This is a genomic window from Sphingobium sp. SG1 (assembly GCF_057063145.1).
In genome coordinates, this window is sequence record NZ_JBVVOJ010000001.1 from 596,247 (window position 1) to 615,268 (window position 19,022).

Genomic DNA, 19,022 nt, shown 5'->3' on the forward strand with positions numbered 1-19,022 from the left:
ATGAAGTAACAATAGACAATTTGAAGTGGTGAACGCAATTTAATTTGCGATGAAGTATTCCATTCATCGCAAATTATTCGTGATATTACATCATTTTCCGATGTTGACGTCGCCCATGGCCTTCACTTTACCATGGATTACCCCGGCAGTGACATCACCCATTGCGCGGGCATCGCCCTTAATGGTCTCGGCGGTGAGGTCGCCCATCACGTTCCGAAGCTCCCGAACGTCCCCGACGGTCGCATCACCGCTGATGGACGCAGAGCCAACATCACCAGCGTGAACATCGGCCAGCGCAATGAGGTTGTTGATTTTGCCCTCAACGACCACAAGTTCGATCGTTGAGGGGCTCTTGTCGACCGAGATTTTCTGCCCGTCGATGATGACGGTATTACCCGTGATCACGATATGATTGCGGCCGGTGTGGCGCGCACCATTCACCTCGACTGTGAAAGGCTCACCGTCATCCGTGGTAGTCTCGACACGAGACGTTTTGCTGCTGGTGGTCCATGTTGCGCCACCAGTTATATCACCATTGCTGAAACGGGGCTTCTTCCCGCTACCAAAAAGTCCACCCAGAAAATCATCGAAGTCGATCATAGTTCAGTCTCGCTCTATCAAATCCGTTCCCGGATACGATATTGCGAGCAAGAAAAGATATATTCTCAAGAGCCCCGTCTGACTGGCCGTTGTCGGCCATATCCGCGATCGCCAACAACACGGCCTCCATTTGCGCAGCTTCCTGCTGCGACACCATGAGGGCAGCCTGAACCATCACGCGATCGACCGCTGTCGCGACGGGCGGGGCATCGCCCCAATATTCCTGATGCTGGATGGAAGTCACTTCATCGGTCAAGACGGCACGCAATTCGTCCAACAGTGTGTCGTTCTGCCCTTGTCGTATGTGTGATCTATGTTCGACCATCTATCCTATTCCATGCTTTTGAAGACGCGCCCGATGCTCCGGCCGCAAAGCCATCGGTTGGCCATTACGCTCATAATGCTGCTGGATTTCGTAAGCCTTGGAGACGAGATCAGGGGCACAACGCCGAGCCTCATTTTCATCTATCGCCTTGTCGCCAACCCACCCGAAGCCATATTTGGCCTTGGAGAAAGTGAAATCCCCTTCCGGACTGTGTCTGATCAAGACGTGGAAGAGACGCTGATCCACAACGGGCACGACCGCGCGAATATGAGGTGATGGTTGCTTTGGGTTGCGGAAATAGGTGATCACTTTTCCACCAAACATCGAATGGCCTCATCGTCAGATAAAATCATTCCGGCCGGTTTCAAGAGTATGGAGCCGGCCGGATATCAAATTATGTGGTGATGAGAAAATACGCCTCTACGCCAACTTCGTCAATCAGCGGTATTTCACCTTCTTGATCGTGTAGGGGTATTGCGCCTCCTCATAATATTTCTTTCGATCGCGCAAGTGGCGGGCAGAAAATTTGTTGTTCGAGCAGATGTCGTGAATGTCGACATACACCTTGATTGCCGTCCGCCGCAGACCACGCCCAACCGACTGGATACTGCGCGTAAATGACTTCCCCGCCTCCAACAGGACGACGTGATGCAGTGCCGGAATGTTGACACCGACCGCCGCGACGCCATAGGTCGCCGCACAGATCATCTTGGTGTCGTCGCTGAACAAACCATAGATGGCTTCGCGCTTGTCCAGCTTCATCTCCCCGTTGACGACATAGAGATCGGGAATAATCTCCTTGAGAATGTCGCAGGTCGCATATCGATCGTAGAGCAGCAGGACGTTGCCGGTCTTCTGCAATTCCATCACATATTCGGCGAGCCACTGAATGCGCACCTCATCTGTGGTGAGATATTTGTAGGCCTGCGCATATTCCTTGAATGCCTGATCACTATCATCGGTCTGCATGATCGTGACGTGGCATTCAGACATGATCTGCTTGTCTTGCAGTTCGCGCGCAGTGATCGAATTGACCACCGGCCCCAGAACACCAAAGATGGCCAGATATTCGAACGGCTCCTTGGGAACCGTGCCGGTCATCCCCCACCGAAGAGGGAAGTGGGCACAGCCACGCGGATCATCCAGCAACGCGCGCAGTTCAACCGCCTTGGCCGAGTGACATTCGTCGACCACTACCGCGATCATATCCTTGATGAAATCAGCGAAACTGGCGTCGACGACGACCTGCTTGCGACGATCCTTCTTGACGAAAACAGACAGGGACTGCCACGTCGCGACAACGTGCTGGTGCCCCCATTCCTTCTCATCACCAAAGAACATGCCGACATCGAGGCCGACGAGCTTGAAATCCGCGTAGGTCTGCTTAACCAGCGATTTCGACGGCACGATCGTCAGCGTTCGCTTACCCGTGCTCTCGCCAACCAGCTTGGCCAACGCAGCCGTGATGATCGTCTTGCCCGCGCTGGTGCTGATCGACTGGATCGACTGGTGATTGTCGGCGTAGGAATAGGCATTGATCGCGCGGACCTGATGGTCAGCAAGAATGATCGGTTCACCGGCCAGACGATGCTTGGCGGGCCATGTGAAGTCCGACAGGTAATTCTCATCGATCTCAGGCAGGTCGATGTCGACGTGATTACGCTGGTCGACCAATTCAATCTGATAACCTGCCGCATCAACAATAGGCAGAATTCGATCGAGAAGATTGATATAGGTCCCGCCGCCGACAGTCGCGAATGAAACTTTACCGTCCCAACGCCCCATTTTGAAAGCAGGGACATGTCGGGCATACGGGAGCAGAAAGCTCAATTCATTCACGATAGCTCGACGGGTTTCCGGGTCCAGATCGTAGAAACGGCAATTTACTTGGTCTTCAATGACCAGCTTGGTCGTCTTCATTAAATTTGTTGCGCTCAAATACTGGGGGACAATTCCCCTTTACTTATCCGGCACTATCCATGCCCCGACCGCGCAAAGTCAAAATTCTCGTTTGCTAATTTGATAAAATGGAGTAAAGCCGTCACAGCATTTGAAGAGACACGATATGACTGACGCCATTGCCCCTTTTGTCTACATCCCCAATTACATCTGCTATGCCGATGAAGTGTTCGACCGCCTGTGGGCGGAACTCGACTGGGTGAAGCACGAGGATCGGCCGCGTCGGGAATATTGGTGGAATGACTTCAACGCCCCCTACACCTATGGCAGCGGCGTCGGTGCGCGCACCTATCAGCCGCAGGCACCCCATCCGATCGTGGAGGAAATCCGTGATCAGTTGGACAAGGAAATCGGCGTCTACTTCGAGGCCTGCTTCCTCAACGGCTATGATGGCCCTCGCCAGCATCTGGGATGGCATGCCGACGATGATCCCAAGATCGACCACAGCAGGCCGATCGCCGTGGTCAGCGTGGGCGATCCCCGTGAAATCTGGATCAGACCGATCGATGATCGCGAAGCCATCACCAAGATCATGCTGGCACCCGGCTCGCTCTTCCTGATGAACGCCGGGATGCAGCAGACCCATCTGCATCGCATCCCCAAGTCTGATCGCGCATGCAAGCCGCGCATCTCGCTGACCTATCGTGGCCTGATGGCCATGGAAGGCGAAGCATGACCCAGATCATCAACCCTTCGATCAGCCACGTCCTCCCCGAATTTGGCGCATGCCTTGTCTGGGGGGACGAGGAAGGTGCCAAATGGCATACGTGGATCAGCGAGCATTCGCACCTACCGATAGTGAACAAGCACACGGACACGCTGCGCGTTTATCGGACGATCGGTAACCAACAATCCGACTTCAACGGCGACAAGCCACGCTACTGGAACATGATCAACGAGGCGATCAGTCTGGTTCCCAATTTGCGCGAGCAGATCACGCAGAGGATCGCCGAGCGCGAGAACATGCGCCGGGCCAATGACGAACGTGATCGGCAGGCCGAACATGCGATCGCTGTTGAGCAGAACGCCGACGAGCTTTATCAGGCGTGCTGCGATGCCCTGCGGATGCTACAGGAACGCGACATTCCGCAAACATCCGACATACGGGAAACATTATCGAAGGCCATAACCTCGGTCGACGATTTCAAACAGTTGATTCGATAGAGGAACTTCATGATCTGCCTACAGTGCGAAGCCCCCACGAGTGAAAGCCTCGAACCAGAAACGATTCTGGTCGGTGAGGACCATATCGAAGTGAGCGGCTTCAAAGTTCCGGTGATCCGTTGCAGCGAGTGTGACTTTGCCTACACGGATTGGCGCGCTGAAGGCATTCATCATCAAGCGGTGTGCGATCATTTTGGTCTTCTGCGCCCCAATGATGTAAGAGCAATTCGTGACGATCTGTCGCGAGAAGAATTTGCGACCATATTGGGCATCAAGGCCGATGTGGTTCGTCTCCTTGAGGTCGGGTCGATCCTGATCTCGAATGATTTGAACAGAGCTATTGTGGAATATGCAAAACAAGAAACATCTCTATATTGCCGTGGACGATGAGGCCTCTGGTCCCGTCCCCGGCCTCTATGACATCATTTCCATCGGTCTGGTCGTCATGTCCCCGTCCCTCGACCAGACATTCTATGGCGAATTTGCGCCGCTGCACGATGACTATGTCGAGGCAGCCTATCGCTCGATCGGTGTGACCCGCGAGCAGCATCTTGCCATGCCGGATGCGCGTGAAACGACGCTGCGCATGGTGGAATGGCTCGATGGTCTAGGCGCTGATCGCCTGACGCTCGTATCGGACAATCCGTCATTCGATGCGGCCTTTCCCAACTGGTTGTGCCATAAATTCGTGGGGCGGTCGCCTTTCGGGCATTCCGGGCGACGGATCGGTGATTTTGCTGCCGGACTGGAGCGCAATTTCCGGGCCACCAACGCATGGAAGCGACTTCGCAAGACGAAACACAGTCACAACGCGCTCGATGACGCTATGGGCAACGCGGAGGCGCTCAACGCGCTATTCTCGCGCAATGGACTGAGAGCGCCATGGATGTGACCGGAATGCGCTTGAACCAGATTTTGCGTGTTATGGCTCAATCAGCGTCAACGATGACCTCTGCCGTGACGGCGAAGTCTACGTCGACCCAGAAGGGTTTGTCATCCTCGACGGCGAAAAATGGTCGGGACGTGGTCCAAAGAAATAACGCTACACGCGGGCTATAGGGTAGGATGACGCATGTTCAAACCCTATAGCTATTGCCACCAGTGTGGCTCCGAATATGAAAATTCGACTTGGCCGCGCATCTGTCTCAATGATGCGTGCGCCATCGAAGTGTATCGCCGCCTTGATCCCGTGGCAGTGTTGCTCCAACCCGTGCGCAACCGGGACAAAGTTGGCCTCCTGATCGGTCGTCGTAGCATTCAGCCCAAATTGGGCGAATGGGGCTTACCCGGCGGCTTCGTCAATTTTGACGATCCCTCTGTGCAGTTCGCCGCCAAGCGTGAAATGCGCGAGGAAACTGGCCTTGAGGGCTTTCGGCCGAGGCTGTTCGATAGCCATAATACGAACAGGGGCCAGATGCTCATTTTCGCAGAGTCTCGTCTGGCGCTCGATTATGACGAACTGACATCGTTCGTCCCCAGTGACGAATGTGATGAGATCGACGTGGCCTTCGAGCCGATCGAACTATGCTTCCCCACTCATACTGCTGCAATGCGCGACTGGTTCGCCGCGCGCGGCCGTCTGCTTATCGACTAACCCAAACGGACCCCGAGATATCCAAGCACTGCTGAAGCTCCATTCGGTGCGTTTGCCGCCTCAGAAGCGATTACAGGCGCATCAGGGTGGTTCTTCAGCAGAAGGTCGTGATACGCCTTCTTATAGGCGTTGAGCGATGATCGACCGACGACCGTGTGGCGATTGAGCGCGGAACTGGCCTGCTTGAAGTGGGTGGAGTTATAATAGAGTTCGCCGCTGTCGGCGATGAAGAGCAGCGTATTATATGGGATACGAATTTCGTCGCCCTCGCGCTTCTTCACCCAAGCATCCTCACCCGTGTAGATGATCTGCGTGCCCATGATCTCGGGCGTGACAAACGTCTCCACAGGGTTTGTGGCGGGATCATCCATGATTGCCGTGATCCGGGCGGTGGCAGCAGCCCCCAGCTTGATATCGCGCGCCTGCTTTAGGGCTTTGCGATACCAAGGCAATGGGACCACAGCGGTGTCGATATCCTCGTCAGTGAGGAGTTCGATGATTTCGAGCATTGCTGCGATCTCAGGGCGACGACGCGCCTCTGATTCCAGCATCACCATGATGTTGCGTCCAGTGGTCATGGACCTATTTAGGTCAGTCCCAGCCGCTGCATCCGCAAAAATAGCTGTCGAACCCGAAATCACCCCGCCGCTCGAACGTCAGGCACACATTTGAAGCATGGTGGCGCGCACGCACTTCATCGGTGTGGGCGGTATCGTCATAGCCACAATTCTTGCAGCTATGCTCGGCCGTGCGCGATCCCTCTCCGCGATACTGGAAGAACGCGAGGTCACGGGAGGATGGCTGTGTCTTACCGCAGGTGCAGCGCGCGGTGCGGCCAGTGATGTCATATTGCTGAGTCACGATAACGTTCTCCTGTCGTAAAACTGAGGCGAATAGAGCGGCAGATTCATTCCCGCATCGGGACGAGGGATTGGCGATATACTGAGGTCATCGCCGTGCGGTTTGTGCTGCAAAGCCCGCACATCCGCTTCGCACATATAGGCCACGGGTGCCCCAAGCTTCTCATTAAGCCGGGCCTCCAATAGTTCGACCTGATCGTGGAGAAGCATTTCAGAACGAATGGTGCCCCTCGGGTCTGCATCAGTCTCCATGAACATGATGTATCGCCGCACATTTTCAGGGAGAGAATTGAACTCCTCGTTCGATATGCGTGGCCGCACAATGTCGGTCGGTCGCATGGACACGTCGACCACCCGGCCATCATACAGGACGTGATGGATGAGCGGCGTACCGCTCCAATAGCGCACCTCGATTTTGGCCCGGCGGAATATCTCCAACCCGATCTGCTGAGTTGCATTGAGCGTGTGGATCGCCTGCTCATGGAAAACGATCTCTTTGAGCCCGCCCTGCACCACCTCGGCCGCGCAATGCTGGCAGGAAACCAACGTGCAATACATCGTGCATCCCTTGATCGGGATGCCGACGCGGGCGGCATTGGCCATCGCGTTGCGCTCCGCATGCGCCATGAAGGGCGATGGGCCACCAGTCGCGGGCTTGACGTAGATTGACGGGTCGTTGTCGTCGAGACCCCTCAGCGGCCCGTTATAGCCCTTGAGGGAGAAATCATGATCTGGAGGGACGATAACCGCGCCGACCTGCGTGCGCCGATCCTTGGACTTGCGAGCGGCCAGATAGGCTTCGCTCATATGATGGCAGTCCCAATCGTGCAGCGGCAACAGCGTCATCGAAATCACTTCTCTAAAATGAGCGACCTCGCTACTACCAATAGTGATTTGGGTCAAACGAAAAAGGGGACCGTAGCCCCCTCCCCGTCACAGCGTCGCGTCTTCGATACCCGCGACCAGCAATTTGGTCAGATACCCCACTTGATAGTGGAGCGCTTCCAACCCCTTGGTAAAACCCTTGAGACCTTCGACTCTCAGATTGACCTCGCCAACCAGTTCCTTGAGACGCAGAAATTCAGTGTCGCCATCGGCATAACGCCCTGCCATGACATCCGTCAGGTCCCGGCGATAATTTTCCTTGTAGAGCTTGAGCTTTTCGACCCGCTTGGCCGTGGCCTTGTCCTCAAGGAAAGATTTGATCGCTTCAGCTTCCTGCGCCTGATTGTAGCGCATCATCATCATGCCCGGCAGGCGCTTGCTGACATTCGCTACTTCAATTCGGCCCACACCGAATTTATGTGGGTCAGCAATCATATCAAGCCATTTCTGGCCTTCATCGATCTGCGTGTCGTAATAGTCGAGAGCATCAAGAAGAGGGCCAAAGTCACCAGCATCGAAAGCATTTTTTACGTCTGATAACCGACCCATCTTCCCTTAATCCTCTCGTCCCCAGTCGCTCAAATCACCATCGAGTTCTTCATCGTCTTCGACAGTCGCCTTATAGGCAGCTTCGAGGTAATTATCCTCTTCGACCGCTTCCGCGAGCAGCTTGGGTTCGATCTCGTAATCCCTGAACGCACGTAAAATCGCGCCAGCCACTTCTTGTCTCTGACTCTTCACGATGTGCTCTTCTACCGCACTCCAGATGTCGAGCAGAAAACTGCTTTCACTATTCATCAATTCCTCTTGTGATTAAAAACTGACGGGACTTTACAGCCCCGTCAGGCTTATTTCATTATTCTTCGTCTTCATCATCGATGCCATCGTCGACATCGAGGACAACACCGTCACCGACATCTTCTTGGCGTGCTTCGATTTCCTGCATGACCTGCATCAGGAGGGCATGGTCTTTCTTCCAAGCCTTCTTGAACATCTTGTGGATCACACCGTCGACGTCGACATAGACATACTGGTTGCCTTCACGCTTGAAGGTGCCATCCTTTTCGAACATCTCGAAAAGACCCGAAAACGGGCTCATGCCGGTGTCGTAGGGAATCTGGACCTCGACCTCTTCGAATGGCTTGGCATAGCGCGACTTGACGCACTTCACCTTCGACCGGATACCGCGAACGTCGCCGATCTTGTTGCCGTCCTCGTCTTCCTTCAGCTTCAGCTTGTTCACCGTCAGGATGATCGAAGAAGCGAAGATGAAGCCCGAACCACCCGAGATCACATCATCGGGGTTGAACTGGTCCTGCGACTTGTAGACGTGGTTGGTTGCCACCATACCGATGTCATAGGGACCAAAGAGCTTCAGACACTGGGTAACCAGAGCCTTCAACTGCTTGGCCTTGCGGCCCATGTCGCCCTTCATCTCGCCCTTGTTGAACTGGTCAACTTCGGTCGGGGTTGAAAGCATACCCAGAGAGTCGATGATGAACAGGAACTTGGCGCGCTCCTCCTCCGGCTTGGGGAGTTCTTCGGCGATATACATGTCCATGAATTCCTGCACGATGGCAGCACATTCATCGACCAGATTGACCGGCCAGCGGATCAGATTGTCCGTGTCGACACCCAGAGCGTTCATCCACGAGCGATCGAGCGCATATTCGGAGTCGAGCACGATCGGCACGACACCGGCCTTCTGAGCGTTGCGGCACAGATTGCCCGATGCGAGATAGGACTTACCCGAACCGGATTCACCAGCGATGACGCTGACCTTCCCGAGCGGGATGCCCTTGAAAAAAGAACCGGAAATACGCTTGTTGATCGCGTAGTTGCCGGTATCGATCCATGTCTTGGGATCGTGAAAGCCGTCGCTGATCTTCAGCGCCTTGTTGACGCGATTACGCAGCTTCGACAGGTCGAATGGCTTCATAAAGTAATGGACCTCAGTATTCTTGTGGGGCTGTTTTCACGGCAAAGCTTCACCCCTCCGCCGAACCCAATGGCGGTGCCGAATGATCGAATGTGGAAAGGATGGGGCCGCAGTTTCCTGCGGCCCCATTGCATCAGTTACCCTGACGATTGCGGATGCGCGCAATCAGGTCGTCAGTGGCCGACATCTGAGCGCCACCAGCGGGTGCACCGGTCGAAGCCGGAGCCTGCTCAGGGGCACTAGCCTGCGGCTGGTAAGCGTTTTCACGCGGTGCCGCCGGAATGTCATTGGTGCGTTCGCCGCCACCCGAATTGCCACCGCCATAGGGACGGTAGAACTCACCGTAGCTGGCAAAGTCGAACGGCTTGCCATTCAGACTGTCGAGGAACATCGCATAGATGGCATCGACGCCATCCTTGGTCGGAACCTTGCCGACAAATTCCTTCAGGTCATAGAGGCCATACTGTTCGATCGCGCCCATTTCGTCCGAGGTGAGCGAGCTTTCGCGACGCGCCCAGTTCGAATTGTCGTAGTTGTTGTTGTCGCCGAGCTTGCTCTTGACGATCTCGAAATCGCAACCGCCGACGAAATCGTTCGGTGCCACTTCGAACATGGTGCCGTAGAAACCCTTGTAAATCTTGTCGTAAATCTTCTTGCCGAAGACGAAACGACGCAGCGGATTTTCAGGGGCGGCTTCTTCGATGAAGACCGGCTTGCCCGATTCATCGATGGTGCCACGGTGGAAGCCCTGCATCAGCCACTGGTTCTTCTTCCAGTATTTGCGAGCCAGACGGCTCTGGGCGGTTTCGGGCTCGCCCTTCTTGGCCCACCAGTTGCGGGTGTGGTTCTGGATCGGGCAACCAATTTCCCATTCCAGATCGGCGAACGCCATGTTAACCGAAGCGCGGAACATATCGACGCACGGAACCTTCACGGTGACGCGCTTCGAAGTCGGGTAATCACCGCCGACGACGCCGTCAAAATCCAGTTCGATTGTCTGCTTGTTCACCCACGGCAGGACGTTCTTTTCATTGCCATCGGGGGTGAGACGAACGGTGGAAGTTGCACCCACCGGGATGTTCCAGAAGGGGAACGATGCTTGGTCACCAGTGCTCTGGCCCTTGGGGCGATCACCACCGGTCTGGCGGCTCTTCTTTGCTTCTTCGTCTGCGACCAGCTTTGCTTTGATTTCTGCGAGAGTAGGCATATCTTTGTCAAATGTTCCTTGTAAAGTGTTGTTGTCAAATAAAGTTCTGAGTAGGCTATCAACAGTTTCCCGCTGACATCTTATTTATCCAAGATCACCGTTTCGAATGTCCATATTTAATTTTCAGACCGTCGAAATATTCTTCCGTGAAGCTGAGCAAAATAAATCCCGCCAACAAGTTCATTGTTAGCGGGATCATTATTCAACTGTCGATATTATTATACGGACGGAAGTTTTACTTTACGATTTAGTGGACGGTGACAAATTCCACTGCTGCTACGCCAGCATCATCGGGATCGACAGCGTGGACCACCACCACCATTTCGGCCGAGAAGTCCCACAGTCCATCGACGGACCGCAGGTCATCTGGCTCAACGCCATTGAGTTCGATATCATCGATCGATGCCGTCACTTCATGATCGGTGGGTTCGGCGTCCAGAACGAGATAATCCCAGCGATCCGGCGATGCCAATGCGCGATGCGAAGCTGCATATTCTGCCTCCTCCATGTCATCACCCTCTACGGTGATGCCCGTCGCACGCAGCGTGACCATGAAGTTGCTGCCTTCACTCCCATCATTGAGAAGCTTCGGCTTACGCTTCACCACTTCACGATACAGGTCAGGGGAACTATTGTCGGGAAGGATCATGTCCTCACGGGTGATGTCGAAATCCTGAAAACGCGCGCTCTCGGCAAGCACATGATCAGCATCAAAATTCTCCAGCCACGCAAAATGCTGCTTCAGGATTGGATTGCCCAACTGATCGGCACTTTCCGAGATTACCGGCTTGGCTTCCACCAGCGGCTCTTCGTCGCCATAACGAATAACCTGCGCGAGACTTTCGATCACTTCATCAGCGAGGCACGCACCCTCCGCACACAGATGGGTGCGCAGATTGGCTACAGCCTCAGCCAACACATCATCGGTCATCTCGGTCAGGAGAGAATCCTGCACAAGGCTATCCGACGCTTTGTCATAGGAGCGATACAGGCGCTCAAACATGCGACGCATATGGTGGCGCTTATTGCGAGCATCATCGCTGACACCAGCGGCGCTTTCCGGCAGGACATCGGCATTCTGGCGGACATGGCGGATGCACGAACCAAGATCGCGATATGCGCGCGCCATACGATCGATGTGGTCACCGATCATGTCGCTGATAGAGCCACCATGATTGACATGCTGCACCATGGCGCGGGCGGGAAGAAGCTGGTTGGTAGGGAGGAGAAAACGTTCGCCACGGTCGTTCTCGACGAAAATGCGATCGATCTTGCGCGACCGTGCGCCAAATGCCTCTTCATCTACCCGGCCGCTATGCTTGACGATCAGGCGGGCATTCTCCAGCTTCAGGTAGGACGATTTGGTCGTCCCATACATATTCTCGGTAATGTCCATATACTCCTTGCGGCTCTCACCCATGAGGGACCGCGAAAAGCCCGCCGGGGTGATGCGGCCGTCAAATTCGCGCATGTTGAAGTTGAGGTTGTAAACATTGGCGCGGCCGACCAATGAATCACGCAGAGACTGAATTTGGGGGAGCGGAACAGTATCGCTGCGTAGCAATTCGATATAGCTGTTCTCGCCATCTTCGCCAAGATTGACCATAATGTCCTCACCCTTGTCATAAAAGATGCGAGCGCTCTCTGGCTCACGGGTAAGGGCACTTTCACCATCATACATGATGAGGGTGTAGTTATATTGGCGAAGAATGCTGAATATCTCTTTTGCCAGCTTTCCGAAATCGATCACGATCATCTCCCACGTCTGTGGGGTATTTATGCGGGATGGCGCGATTGCGAGATGATTTCATGACTTCAATATACGATGGACACAAACCGTCCACCCGTTAGGGTGATAGGAGACAGGGGACTCACTATCCAACGGCTATACCCAACAACATTCTATGATCACGTTTATCCTGCACCGATGGCCATGCCTTGAAAACATGACGGGAGGTCAATCCCAGTGATCCTCGTAATATCGCCACGAGGCGGCTTTATGTCCTGATGACCCTACGATCATCATGTCACGTTATAGCAGAATTATCCCTTGGCCAGTTGTCTAGGCGTCAGGGGGAACGGGTGGATTGAACAGGGTTCCCTGATCGATTCCCGTGATCGGTTTAATCAGCAATGTCTTTCTATAGCTTGATCACAAAGCCGGGTTGCGGGCACTGGGCCGACCACAGAGGCCGATCATCATGATCGAAGCATTTGTCTTGGATTTAAAGTGTTCCAGCCAAGGTAAGCGTCACCTGACTGGAGATTTATCTCAGCCCCTTTACCGATTTCAATTTCTAAGCTACTTGCTCGTCTCATCACATCGAGTTGAATGGGGATATGACGTGAGCCAGCATAATGAACCGATCAATTTTCATGGCTACGTCATCGAACCGCCGTCGGAGGACACCGCATTTCGTCTTAGCGCGCGCCATCGCAATTTCGGATGGGATATGATGTGTCCCAATAACTGGGGTTTGGTGTTGTTTCGAGCTTATGTTCGAGGCTGGCGATCGACTGTGTCCCAGCAGCCAGAATGGAGCGGATACTCGCATCGCGTGCATGCAATCCAAGGATAACTATCACATTGCACATTTCCTCAAACGTGGTATCAGCCCACGGAAATGATTTGAGGAAGTGTGATTATGTTGGTCGAGATGGCGGTTGCCGATGCCTATGGGATTGCATTCGAGTTTGTCGATGACACACGCGATCGCCCCAATGATCTCTCGCGATATTATCAACATCCCCGCTACGCCGATATGGTGCCCGGCCATTATACCGACGATACGCAGCGTTCGATCGCCAACGCTCTGGTGGTTCTCGACGGCAACCCCTTCGATGCCATGTCGTATATCCGCGCATATGTTGAAGTGTATGCAATAGACCCTCGGCCGGGATATTCCCGCCGATATGAGGCGTTCCTCAAGCAGGTGCTTGACCATTCCCTTAATCCCGATGAACGGGCGATATTCTTCCGTCGAAATATTCAGCGCAATGCTTCCAGCAATGGGGCGATCATGGGCGCGGCCGTCCTCGGCTATATTCGTGATCCGCATGATTGCGCGCTTGCGGCGGGCATTCAGGCAATGACCACTCATGGGGCGGAAACGGTCCCCTATGCACAGGCCGTCGCCCTGCTGGCCAACTGGTTCATCTACGCGGCAGATCGCGAACCATTCCTTTCCGGTGGCGATGATCCCAATGTCGATATCGACGATTTCATCGCTCGACATGTCAGCATCGGCGATATGCCGATCTGGCGAACTGGTCCCGACGTCCGCACCGATATGTCAGCGAAACAGACATGGAAAGCCGTTCGTCGTGCCATCAACTCTCAGCGCACCCTTGCTGACATTCTGTCCTATTCGGTCAAACTAGGTGGCGACACGGACTCTGTAGCGGCGATGGCCGTCGGCATTGCATCCTGCACGCCCTTCCGTCAGCGCAATCTGCCGGTCAATCTGGTGGAGACCTTGGAGAATGGACCTTTTGGTCGCTACTATCTCCAGCACCTCGACACTCGGCTTGCCGAATATCGAATGGGGGCGAAAATCAATGTCGCCTGAGAAACCAGCGATAAAGTGGATCAGCGAGAGCGAAGCCTATTTCAAGCGAGATGGTGAAGTGTTCATTCCAATGGATCGAACAAAATTCCTTTAGTCTCATATGTAAATTGAGATCGCGATATCATCACCTCTATAAGGTCCTCATCTTATAGAGGTGATTTGATGAATATCTTTCGGACCATTAGCGGTCTTACCAAGAACTCCACGTTTGTGACTGCTGTGGGAACCGGTATTGCCGGTGCAGCGGTCGGGTCTGCCAAGAACCTCCCCGAAATTGCCAAGAACGCGTATCGCCGCTGGCTCACCGTGTCCGTGACCATCCGGTCTTCGCAGGAGGCGTTCACTGCGGTCGACCAGTGGATTTCTGCCCGCGAGTTTATGCAGAGCGCACGCCATCTCCAACTGGCAGAAGTGACCAACGACGCCGATGATGACGGCCGTGACACCAAGTCGTGGCACTTCACCCTTGGGCCGGGAACCCATTATATCTGGTATAATGGCCGCCCTCTCTGGATTTCCCGTCAGCGCGAGGAAAAGGCCAAAGGCGGCTACAACCGAGCGGTGGACGAGACTATCACCCTGACCACGATTGGAACCAAGCAGCAGGTTCTGCGCGATCTGGTAGAAGAAGCCCAGAGGGAAGCACAAGGCGCTGAACGCATTCGGGTCTACTATTACGACGATTACTACTATCGTCTCGCCGACACCAAGACCAAGCGCGACCTCTCCACGGTCTTCATCCCGCAGGAGCAGAAGGATCGCCTTGTGGCCGATCTGGAGCGCTTCTACGCCAGCAAGGCCACCTACCTTCGTCGCGGCACTCCGTGGCGTCGTGGGTATCTCCTGCGGGGCATTCCCGGCACGGGCAAGACATCCTTCATTTTCGCGCTCGCGGGTGCGTTCAACAAGGACATCTACGTCATCAATCTGGCAAATGTTGGTGGCGACAATGGGCTCCAGAGCGCCCTGTCCCGCGTCCCGTCGTCGGGGATCGTCCTGATGGAGGACATTGACTCGGTCAAGGTGACGCATGACCGCGAGGCTGTCACGGACAAGGAAGACCTGTCGACTGATCAGGATAAGGGAACCCTCACTCTGGCGGGCGTCCTCAATGCGATCGATGGCGTGGCATCCAAGGAAGGTCGCGTGCTGTTCATGACGTCGAACCATGCCGACATGCTGGATGCCGCGTTGCTGCGGCCGGGTCGCATCGATGTCGACGAGACCATCGGAGAAATTCAGGGTGAGGAAGCCCGCGCGATGACCAAGGCATTTCTGCCCGACGCTGGCGAAGATGACTTCCTTGCACTGGTTGCGCCCAAGCTTCCCATGCCTGCGGCATCGCTCCAGAATTTGCTTCAGACGATGATGGATAATCCTTTCGCCTGATCACAAAACGTGGTAAGATCGAAGCTATGAATATTGAGACCCAGCCGCTAGTTCCAGTCCAGAATGGCGACTGGGTCATTTGCTCTTACGATGATCGTATCGCCAAGGTGAAGCGTGTCTATGAAGACACCGGCGAGATCATCGCCGATCTGGTGCTTTACAGCTATGATGGTGGTCGCACCGGGCGGGCTTCGCCTGCGTTGGGTGGCCCTCGGACATTTGAACCAGCCGTGCCGCTCGTGGGGTGGACCAGAATCGAAGAGCCCAATTTTCCCGTCGCTCGGCCGTTAAAGTGGGTCAGTGATCCTGTAACGGGTAGACGCAGCGCCGAACATGTTCCGATGGTGAAGCGCCTCCCCGATCGGAATGAACCTCTGCGCGTGCCCAAGAAGCGCTCCAAGCGTGCCGCCCCATCTCGTGTGATGTCCGACTACAACCCTGAGCTAGAAGCATCCAGCCGCAGGATGGCCGCTCAGACGTTGCGCGATACTGCTCGCCAGATGGATGCCCAGTCGGCCTCGCACCTCAAAGAAAAGGCCCGCATCCTCGAAGAGGAAGCGGACCGAATTCTGCCTAGATTTTGATCTTCTGGCGTTTCTTCTCAGCCATAGAGAGCTTCAGCTTCGACACCCGTGAGGTGAAGGGAACGCCCTTGAGGTGGTCGGTTTCATGCAACGCAATTCGCGCCGAAACACCTTCGAGAACCGCCATATGCCCGCCGCCATGCTCATCAGTATAGCTGATGCGGATCGCGTCCTTGCGCCTCACTCTGAGGAATAGACCGGGGAAGCTCAGGCAGCCCTCTTCACCAAGAGTATCTTCGGCGTCTTCCAGCGTCTCGATAACCGGATTGAAGCACGCCCGAAAACGCGCGCCATCATGCATGACGAAGACGCTGTAGGGGATACCGCACTGGTTGGCAGCGATCCCCACACCGTTATGCTCCCTCATGGTATCGAGCATATTGTTGGCCAGTTCGATCGGATCAATCGGCGGATTGGCGAAATCGAACGGTTCCGTTGGGGTGAGGAGTATGGGATCGTCATCCCGTCGCAGATCATACAACAAGACCAAGCTCCTCAACCCGCAGGTCCAGCCAAGACAGCTTCCCGCCCTTACCCGCGCCGGTGTCGATGTGGATCATGCGTCCACCCTCAGCACCATCGACCGTGGTGATTTCCTTGCGGATATCATGACCAATGACGACCGTTTTCGCGGCAGGGAGACGGTCTACCCAGTCATAGCGCCGCGTTGGGAAACCATTTTCGTCAGTCGTGCCATCAGTCTGACCGTAGAGAGCCCTATGCACCAAACCATTTTTCTTGTCGGTCAGAGCCGCCGAAAGCACGGGTGCCGGTTCGACGAACATGGCACGCGAACCACCAGCGTGGACGAAGACATAATCGCCCATCAGGTTCCACAGAGGCGTCGAACCAGCGATCCGAATGAAGTTGTCGATCAGGAAATCAACGTCCTGCTCGGTCATCAATTCGGTAACCGTCTGAGCCAGACCATGGGACTGCTTGATCTTCGCTTCCTCGCCCTTGCCCGCACGCAGCTTGGTCAGATATCGATACAGTTTGGCGCAATGATTGCCCGGAGAAAACACGACCTTATCGTCGCGATCCAGTTCGATCAGCAGCCGCAGGACATCTGCGCTGTCATTGGGTTTGCCATTGTCGGCCGGGCTTTGGTCGGTCAGGTCGCCGATGAAACCAATGGCGAAATTCTGGGCCAAGGCGTCATCAACGGCATAACGCACGGCGAGATCACCGTGGACGTCACCGATCCACCTGATGCCATCGAACCGTGCCTGAAAATCTTCTGTAGTCACTTTAAGTCCAATCAATTTATACCACCTTTTAGTATATATCGATTGCAATACGCAAGCAAAAACAGGGTGATTTCTCACCCTGTCTTGCAGCCGCATTGTGATCGGCGTCAGCCGTATATTGCGTCTATTGCCTTTTCCGGATTTCGAGCGCGCGGGTAGCGGCTCATGAACCGCAAAATAGCTGTCTCGCGCGGAAGGCCTTCACGCTGCATGGAAGCGATGAACGCGTTTCGGATTTGCGTTTTCGCCCCTGCAATGATGTTGGAATTGAACACCCTATCGGGGAACTCGCTCGCCATTTGATCGGCGATCCCGCGATCGGACAACCCTTCCATCGTCAGCGCGTCGATGCGCTCGCGATGCTCTTGCGAAAGCGGCTGGCGGATACTGGTGACCGCAGTTTCCTTATCCAGTCCCTCGATCAGAACGAATGCGTTGGCCGGAACAATGCCATCCTTGCGCCACTTCTGCACCATGGCGAGGGATGTCCCCGTTTGTTCGCAGAAAATGGAATAGGCGCGCTTCGACGATCCCAGCTTGGTGTAGAGGGTATTCTGGAACACCTCGAAGTCGTTCTTGCCGTAGGTCAGTTGCGGAGCCGCAACTTCGACCGGTTGGGTAGACGCATGCCGAACCAACAGATCATTTTCACGACGTAGTCGTTCGATCTCATCGTCCTTGCTGGCGATCAGATCATTCTGCCGCTCGATGCGGGAATCCCGCATTTCCAGTTCCTGCTCAAGCGCCGCAATCCGAATGAGATCGCGCGACGTCCGTTGAACGTCATTCGCCGGGACCGGAGTCGAAAACTCACCCTTGGCCAGTTGCTTGAAATAGCTGCCGAGATCAAGGCCATAGAGCGACCGGGCGAGCCGTCGCGCGCCACTGAGCGCAACGATCTGCTGCCTTTCGTCACTCGCGCTGTCGAATGCCATTTCGATGCACCGATTGATCTTGTCACAATCGGATTTTTTCATGTTGATCATCTGGTGCTCCCCTCGATTATGCAGGGCAATGGGGCGGACAAGGACATGGACCTGCCCGCCCCATGCTGGTTACTGAAGCGCGGAACCCGCTTCGAGCAGCAGGGGAGCCGCCTTGCCGCGCATCTGCGAGAGCAGCATGGCATTGGCGTCGACGAGGCGCTTGGTATTGTCGATGGCGCGCTCAGCCTCACGCAGCTTCTTCGACATGATCGCCGTCTGCGCCCGCAGTTCTTCCCGAATGCCATCTTGCAGCATCAGAACATTCTGCGGCGCGCGACCGGACGAAATCAGGGCGGCGACGGTTGCATCGTAGAGACGCATGCCGAGTTCGGTCGCCTGCTTTTCGCCCGACAGGCGGAATTTGGTCATAGCATATGCGCCCTTGTAGAAGGACTCGCGGACCACCGGGGTCTTCTTGTTCGCCCACGACGGACGACGACCCATTTTGGGGACCGCGATCATACCGCGCGCGGCGAAGCGGGCAAATTCCGTTTCCGACGTGATCATGCGGTTGATGCGGTTGGTCGTGATGCCGGTCAGGCCACACAGATCGGCGACAGTGAACCGACCGGGGTTTTCCTTGATATGCTGACGCAGGATGACCTTGGCCTTCTCGCGACGGATATAGTGGGGATTGGCGTGACCGCGAACATTCGGAATGGTTACCGCGCTCTTCGAGCGAACGGCAATTGCCTTCGATGTCATATATGC

24 protein-coding genes are annotated in these 19,022 nt (G+C 55.0%); 8 read left to right on the forward strand and 16 right to left on the reverse strand.

Going from position 1 to position 19,022, the window contains the following annotated elements:
• Positions 1–90: 90 nt before the first annotated feature.
• The 4 genes from AC0KVN_RS03930 to AC0KVN_RS03945 all read right to left on the reverse strand — a co-directional run bounded on the left by AC0KVN_RS03930 (position 91) and on the right by AC0KVN_RS03945 (position 2,845).
• Entirely contained in the window at positions 91–600 is a 510-nt protein-coding gene (locus tag AC0KVN_RS03930; RefSeq protein ID WP_483655827.1) for a hypothetical protein, read from the reverse strand.
• On the reverse strand, positions 584–877 hold the full coding sequence (locus AC0KVN_RS03935) for a hypothetical protein (protein WP_483655828.1): 294 nt from the start codon (positions 875–877) through the stop codon (positions 584–586). The genes AC0KVN_RS03930 and AC0KVN_RS03935 overlap by 17 nt, the downstream gene beginning before the upstream one ends.
• A gap of 48 nt (positions 878–925) precedes the next feature.
• Positions 926–1,249, reverse strand: a complete 324-nt coding sequence (locus AC0KVN_RS03940; RefSeq protein WP_483655829.1) for a hypothetical protein — start codon at positions 1,247–1,249, stop codon at positions 926–928.
• A gap of 114 nt (positions 1,250–1,363) precedes the next feature.
• Positions 1,364–2,845 (reverse strand): DEAD/DEAH box helicase family protein, encoded by a 1,482-nt coding sequence (locus AC0KVN_RS03945; protein WP_483655830.1) that lies wholly within the window; start codon positions 2,843–2,845, stop codon positions 1,364–1,366.
• Positions 2,846–2,990: 145 nt separating this feature from the next.
• On the opposite strand from AC0KVN_RS03945, the gene AC0KVN_RS03950 reads away from it, so the two are divergent.
• From AC0KVN_RS03950 to AC0KVN_RS03970, 5 genes are all read left to right on the forward strand, one after another.
• Positions 2,991–3,560, forward strand: coding sequence for an alpha-ketoglutarate-dependent dioxygenase AlkB (locus AC0KVN_RS03950; protein WP_483655831.1), 570 nt, complete (start codon positions 2,991–2,993; stop codon positions 3,558–3,560).
• Complete coding sequence (locus AC0KVN_RS03955) at positions 3,557–4,048, forward strand: hypothetical protein (RefSeq protein ID WP_483655832.1); 492 nt, start codon at positions 3,557–3,559, stop codon at positions 4,046–4,048. The genes AC0KVN_RS03950 and AC0KVN_RS03955 overlap by 4 nt, the downstream gene beginning before the upstream one ends.
• A gap of 9 nt (positions 4,049–4,057) precedes the next feature.
• Positions 4,058–4,438 carry a hypothetical protein gene (locus AC0KVN_RS03960; protein ID WP_483655833.1) on the forward strand — a complete coding sequence of 127 codons (381 nt, stop codon included), beginning with the start codon at positions 4,058–4,060 and terminating at the stop codon, positions 4,436–4,438.
• Entirely contained in the window at positions 4,398–4,940 is a 543-nt protein-coding gene (locus AC0KVN_RS03965) for a 3'-5' exonuclease family protein (RefSeq protein WP_483655834.1), read from the forward strand. Before AC0KVN_RS03960 ends, AC0KVN_RS03965 begins: the two co-directional genes overlap by 41 nt.
• A gap of 180 nt (positions 4,941–5,120) precedes the next feature.
• A complete protein-coding gene (locus tag AC0KVN_RS03970) occupies positions 5,121–5,642 on the forward strand; it encodes an NUDIX domain-containing protein (RefSeq protein ID WP_483655835.1) in 522 nt (173 codons plus the stop codon).
• On the opposite strand, the gene AC0KVN_RS03975 is transcribed toward AC0KVN_RS03970, so the two are convergent.
• The 8 genes from AC0KVN_RS03975 to AC0KVN_RS04010 form a co-directional block, all read right to left on the reverse strand.
• Positions 5,639–6,220: a hypothetical protein gene (locus AC0KVN_RS03975; RefSeq protein WP_483655836.1), complete on the reverse strand. Its 582-nt coding sequence runs from the start codon at positions 6,218–6,220 to the stop codon at positions 5,639–5,641. The genes AC0KVN_RS03970 and AC0KVN_RS03975 overlap by 4 nt on opposite strands.
• Positions 6,221–6,233: 13 nt before the next feature.
• Complete coding sequence (locus AC0KVN_RS03980) at positions 6,234–6,503, reverse strand: hypothetical protein (protein ID WP_483655837.1); 270 nt, start codon at positions 6,501–6,503, stop codon at positions 6,234–6,236.
• Entirely contained in the window at positions 6,500–7,348 is an 849-nt protein-coding gene (locus tag AC0KVN_RS03985) for a deoxycytidylate deaminase (protein ID WP_483655838.1), read from the reverse strand. The genes AC0KVN_RS03980 and AC0KVN_RS03985 overlap by 4 nt, the downstream gene beginning before the upstream one ends.
• An 87-nt stretch (positions 7,349–7,435) precedes the next feature.
• Entirely contained in the window at positions 7,436–7,936 is a 501-nt protein-coding gene (locus AC0KVN_RS03990; RefSeq protein ID WP_483655839.1) for a hypothetical protein, read from the reverse strand.
• 6 nt (positions 7,937–7,942) lie between these two features.
• On the reverse strand, positions 7,943–8,185 hold the full coding sequence (locus tag AC0KVN_RS03995; protein WP_483655840.1) for a hypothetical protein: 243 nt from the start codon (positions 8,183–8,185) through the stop codon (positions 7,943–7,945).
• 58 nt (positions 8,186–8,243) lie between these two features.
• Positions 8,244–9,326, reverse strand: a complete 1,083-nt coding sequence (locus AC0KVN_RS04000; protein ID WP_483655841.1) for a P-loop NTPase family protein — start codon at positions 9,324–9,326, stop codon at positions 8,244–8,246.
• A gap of 133 nt (positions 9,327–9,459) precedes the next feature.
• Positions 9,460–10,533, reverse strand: coding sequence for a hypothetical protein (locus AC0KVN_RS04005; protein ID WP_483655842.1), 1,074 nt, complete (start codon positions 10,531–10,533; stop codon positions 9,460–9,462).
• 247 nt (positions 10,534–10,780) lie between these two features.
• Entirely contained in the window at positions 10,781–12,289 is a 1,509-nt protein-coding gene (locus tag AC0KVN_RS04010; RefSeq protein WP_483655843.1) for a hypothetical protein, read from the reverse strand.
• 889 nt (positions 12,290–13,178) lie between these two features.
• On the opposite strand from AC0KVN_RS04010, the gene AC0KVN_RS04015 reads away from it, so the two are divergent.
• The 3 genes from AC0KVN_RS04015 (at position 13,179) to AC0KVN_RS04025 (ending at position 16,075) form a co-directional block, all read left to right on the forward strand.
• A complete protein-coding gene (locus AC0KVN_RS04015; RefSeq protein ID WP_483655844.1) occupies positions 13,179–14,102 on the forward strand; it encodes an ADP-ribosylglycohydrolase family protein in 924 nt (307 codons plus the stop codon).
• A gap of 162 nt (positions 14,103–14,264) precedes the next feature.
• On the forward strand, positions 14,265–15,491 hold the full coding sequence (locus AC0KVN_RS04020) for an AAA family ATPase (RefSeq protein ID WP_483655845.1): 1,227 nt from the start codon (positions 14,265–14,267) through the stop codon (positions 15,489–15,491).
• 26 nt (positions 15,492–15,517) lie between these two features.
• Positions 15,518–16,075 (forward strand): hypothetical protein, encoded by a 558-nt coding sequence (locus AC0KVN_RS04025; RefSeq protein ID WP_483655846.1) that lies wholly within the window; start codon positions 15,518–15,520, stop codon positions 16,073–16,075.
• On the opposite strand, the gene AC0KVN_RS04030 is transcribed toward AC0KVN_RS04025, so the two are convergent.
• The 4 genes from AC0KVN_RS04030 to AC0KVN_RS04045 form a co-directional block, all read right to left on the reverse strand.
• On the reverse strand, positions 16,065–16,559 hold the full coding sequence (locus AC0KVN_RS04030) for a peptide deformylase (RefSeq protein WP_483655847.1): 495 nt from the start codon (positions 16,557–16,559) through the stop codon (positions 16,065–16,067). The genes AC0KVN_RS04025 and AC0KVN_RS04030 overlap by 11 nt on opposite strands.
• Complete coding sequence (locus AC0KVN_RS04035) at positions 16,549–17,325, reverse strand: metallophosphoesterase (protein WP_483655848.1); 777 nt, start codon at positions 17,323–17,325, stop codon at positions 16,549–16,551. Before AC0KVN_RS04035 ends, AC0KVN_RS04030 begins: the two co-directional genes overlap by 11 nt.
• A 107-nt stretch (positions 17,326–17,432) precedes the next feature.
• Entirely contained in the window at positions 17,433–18,311 is an 879-nt protein-coding gene (locus AC0KVN_RS04040) for a hypothetical protein (protein ID WP_483655849.1), read from the reverse strand.
• A gap of 69 nt (positions 18,312–18,380) precedes the next feature.
• The gene (locus tag AC0KVN_RS04045; RefSeq protein ID WP_483655850.1) at positions 18,381–19,016 is read right to left on the reverse strand and encodes a hypothetical protein; all 636 of its coding nucleotides are present in this window, start codon (positions 19,014–19,016) and stop codon (positions 18,381–18,383) included.
• Positions 19,017–19,022 lie beyond the last annotated feature (6 nt).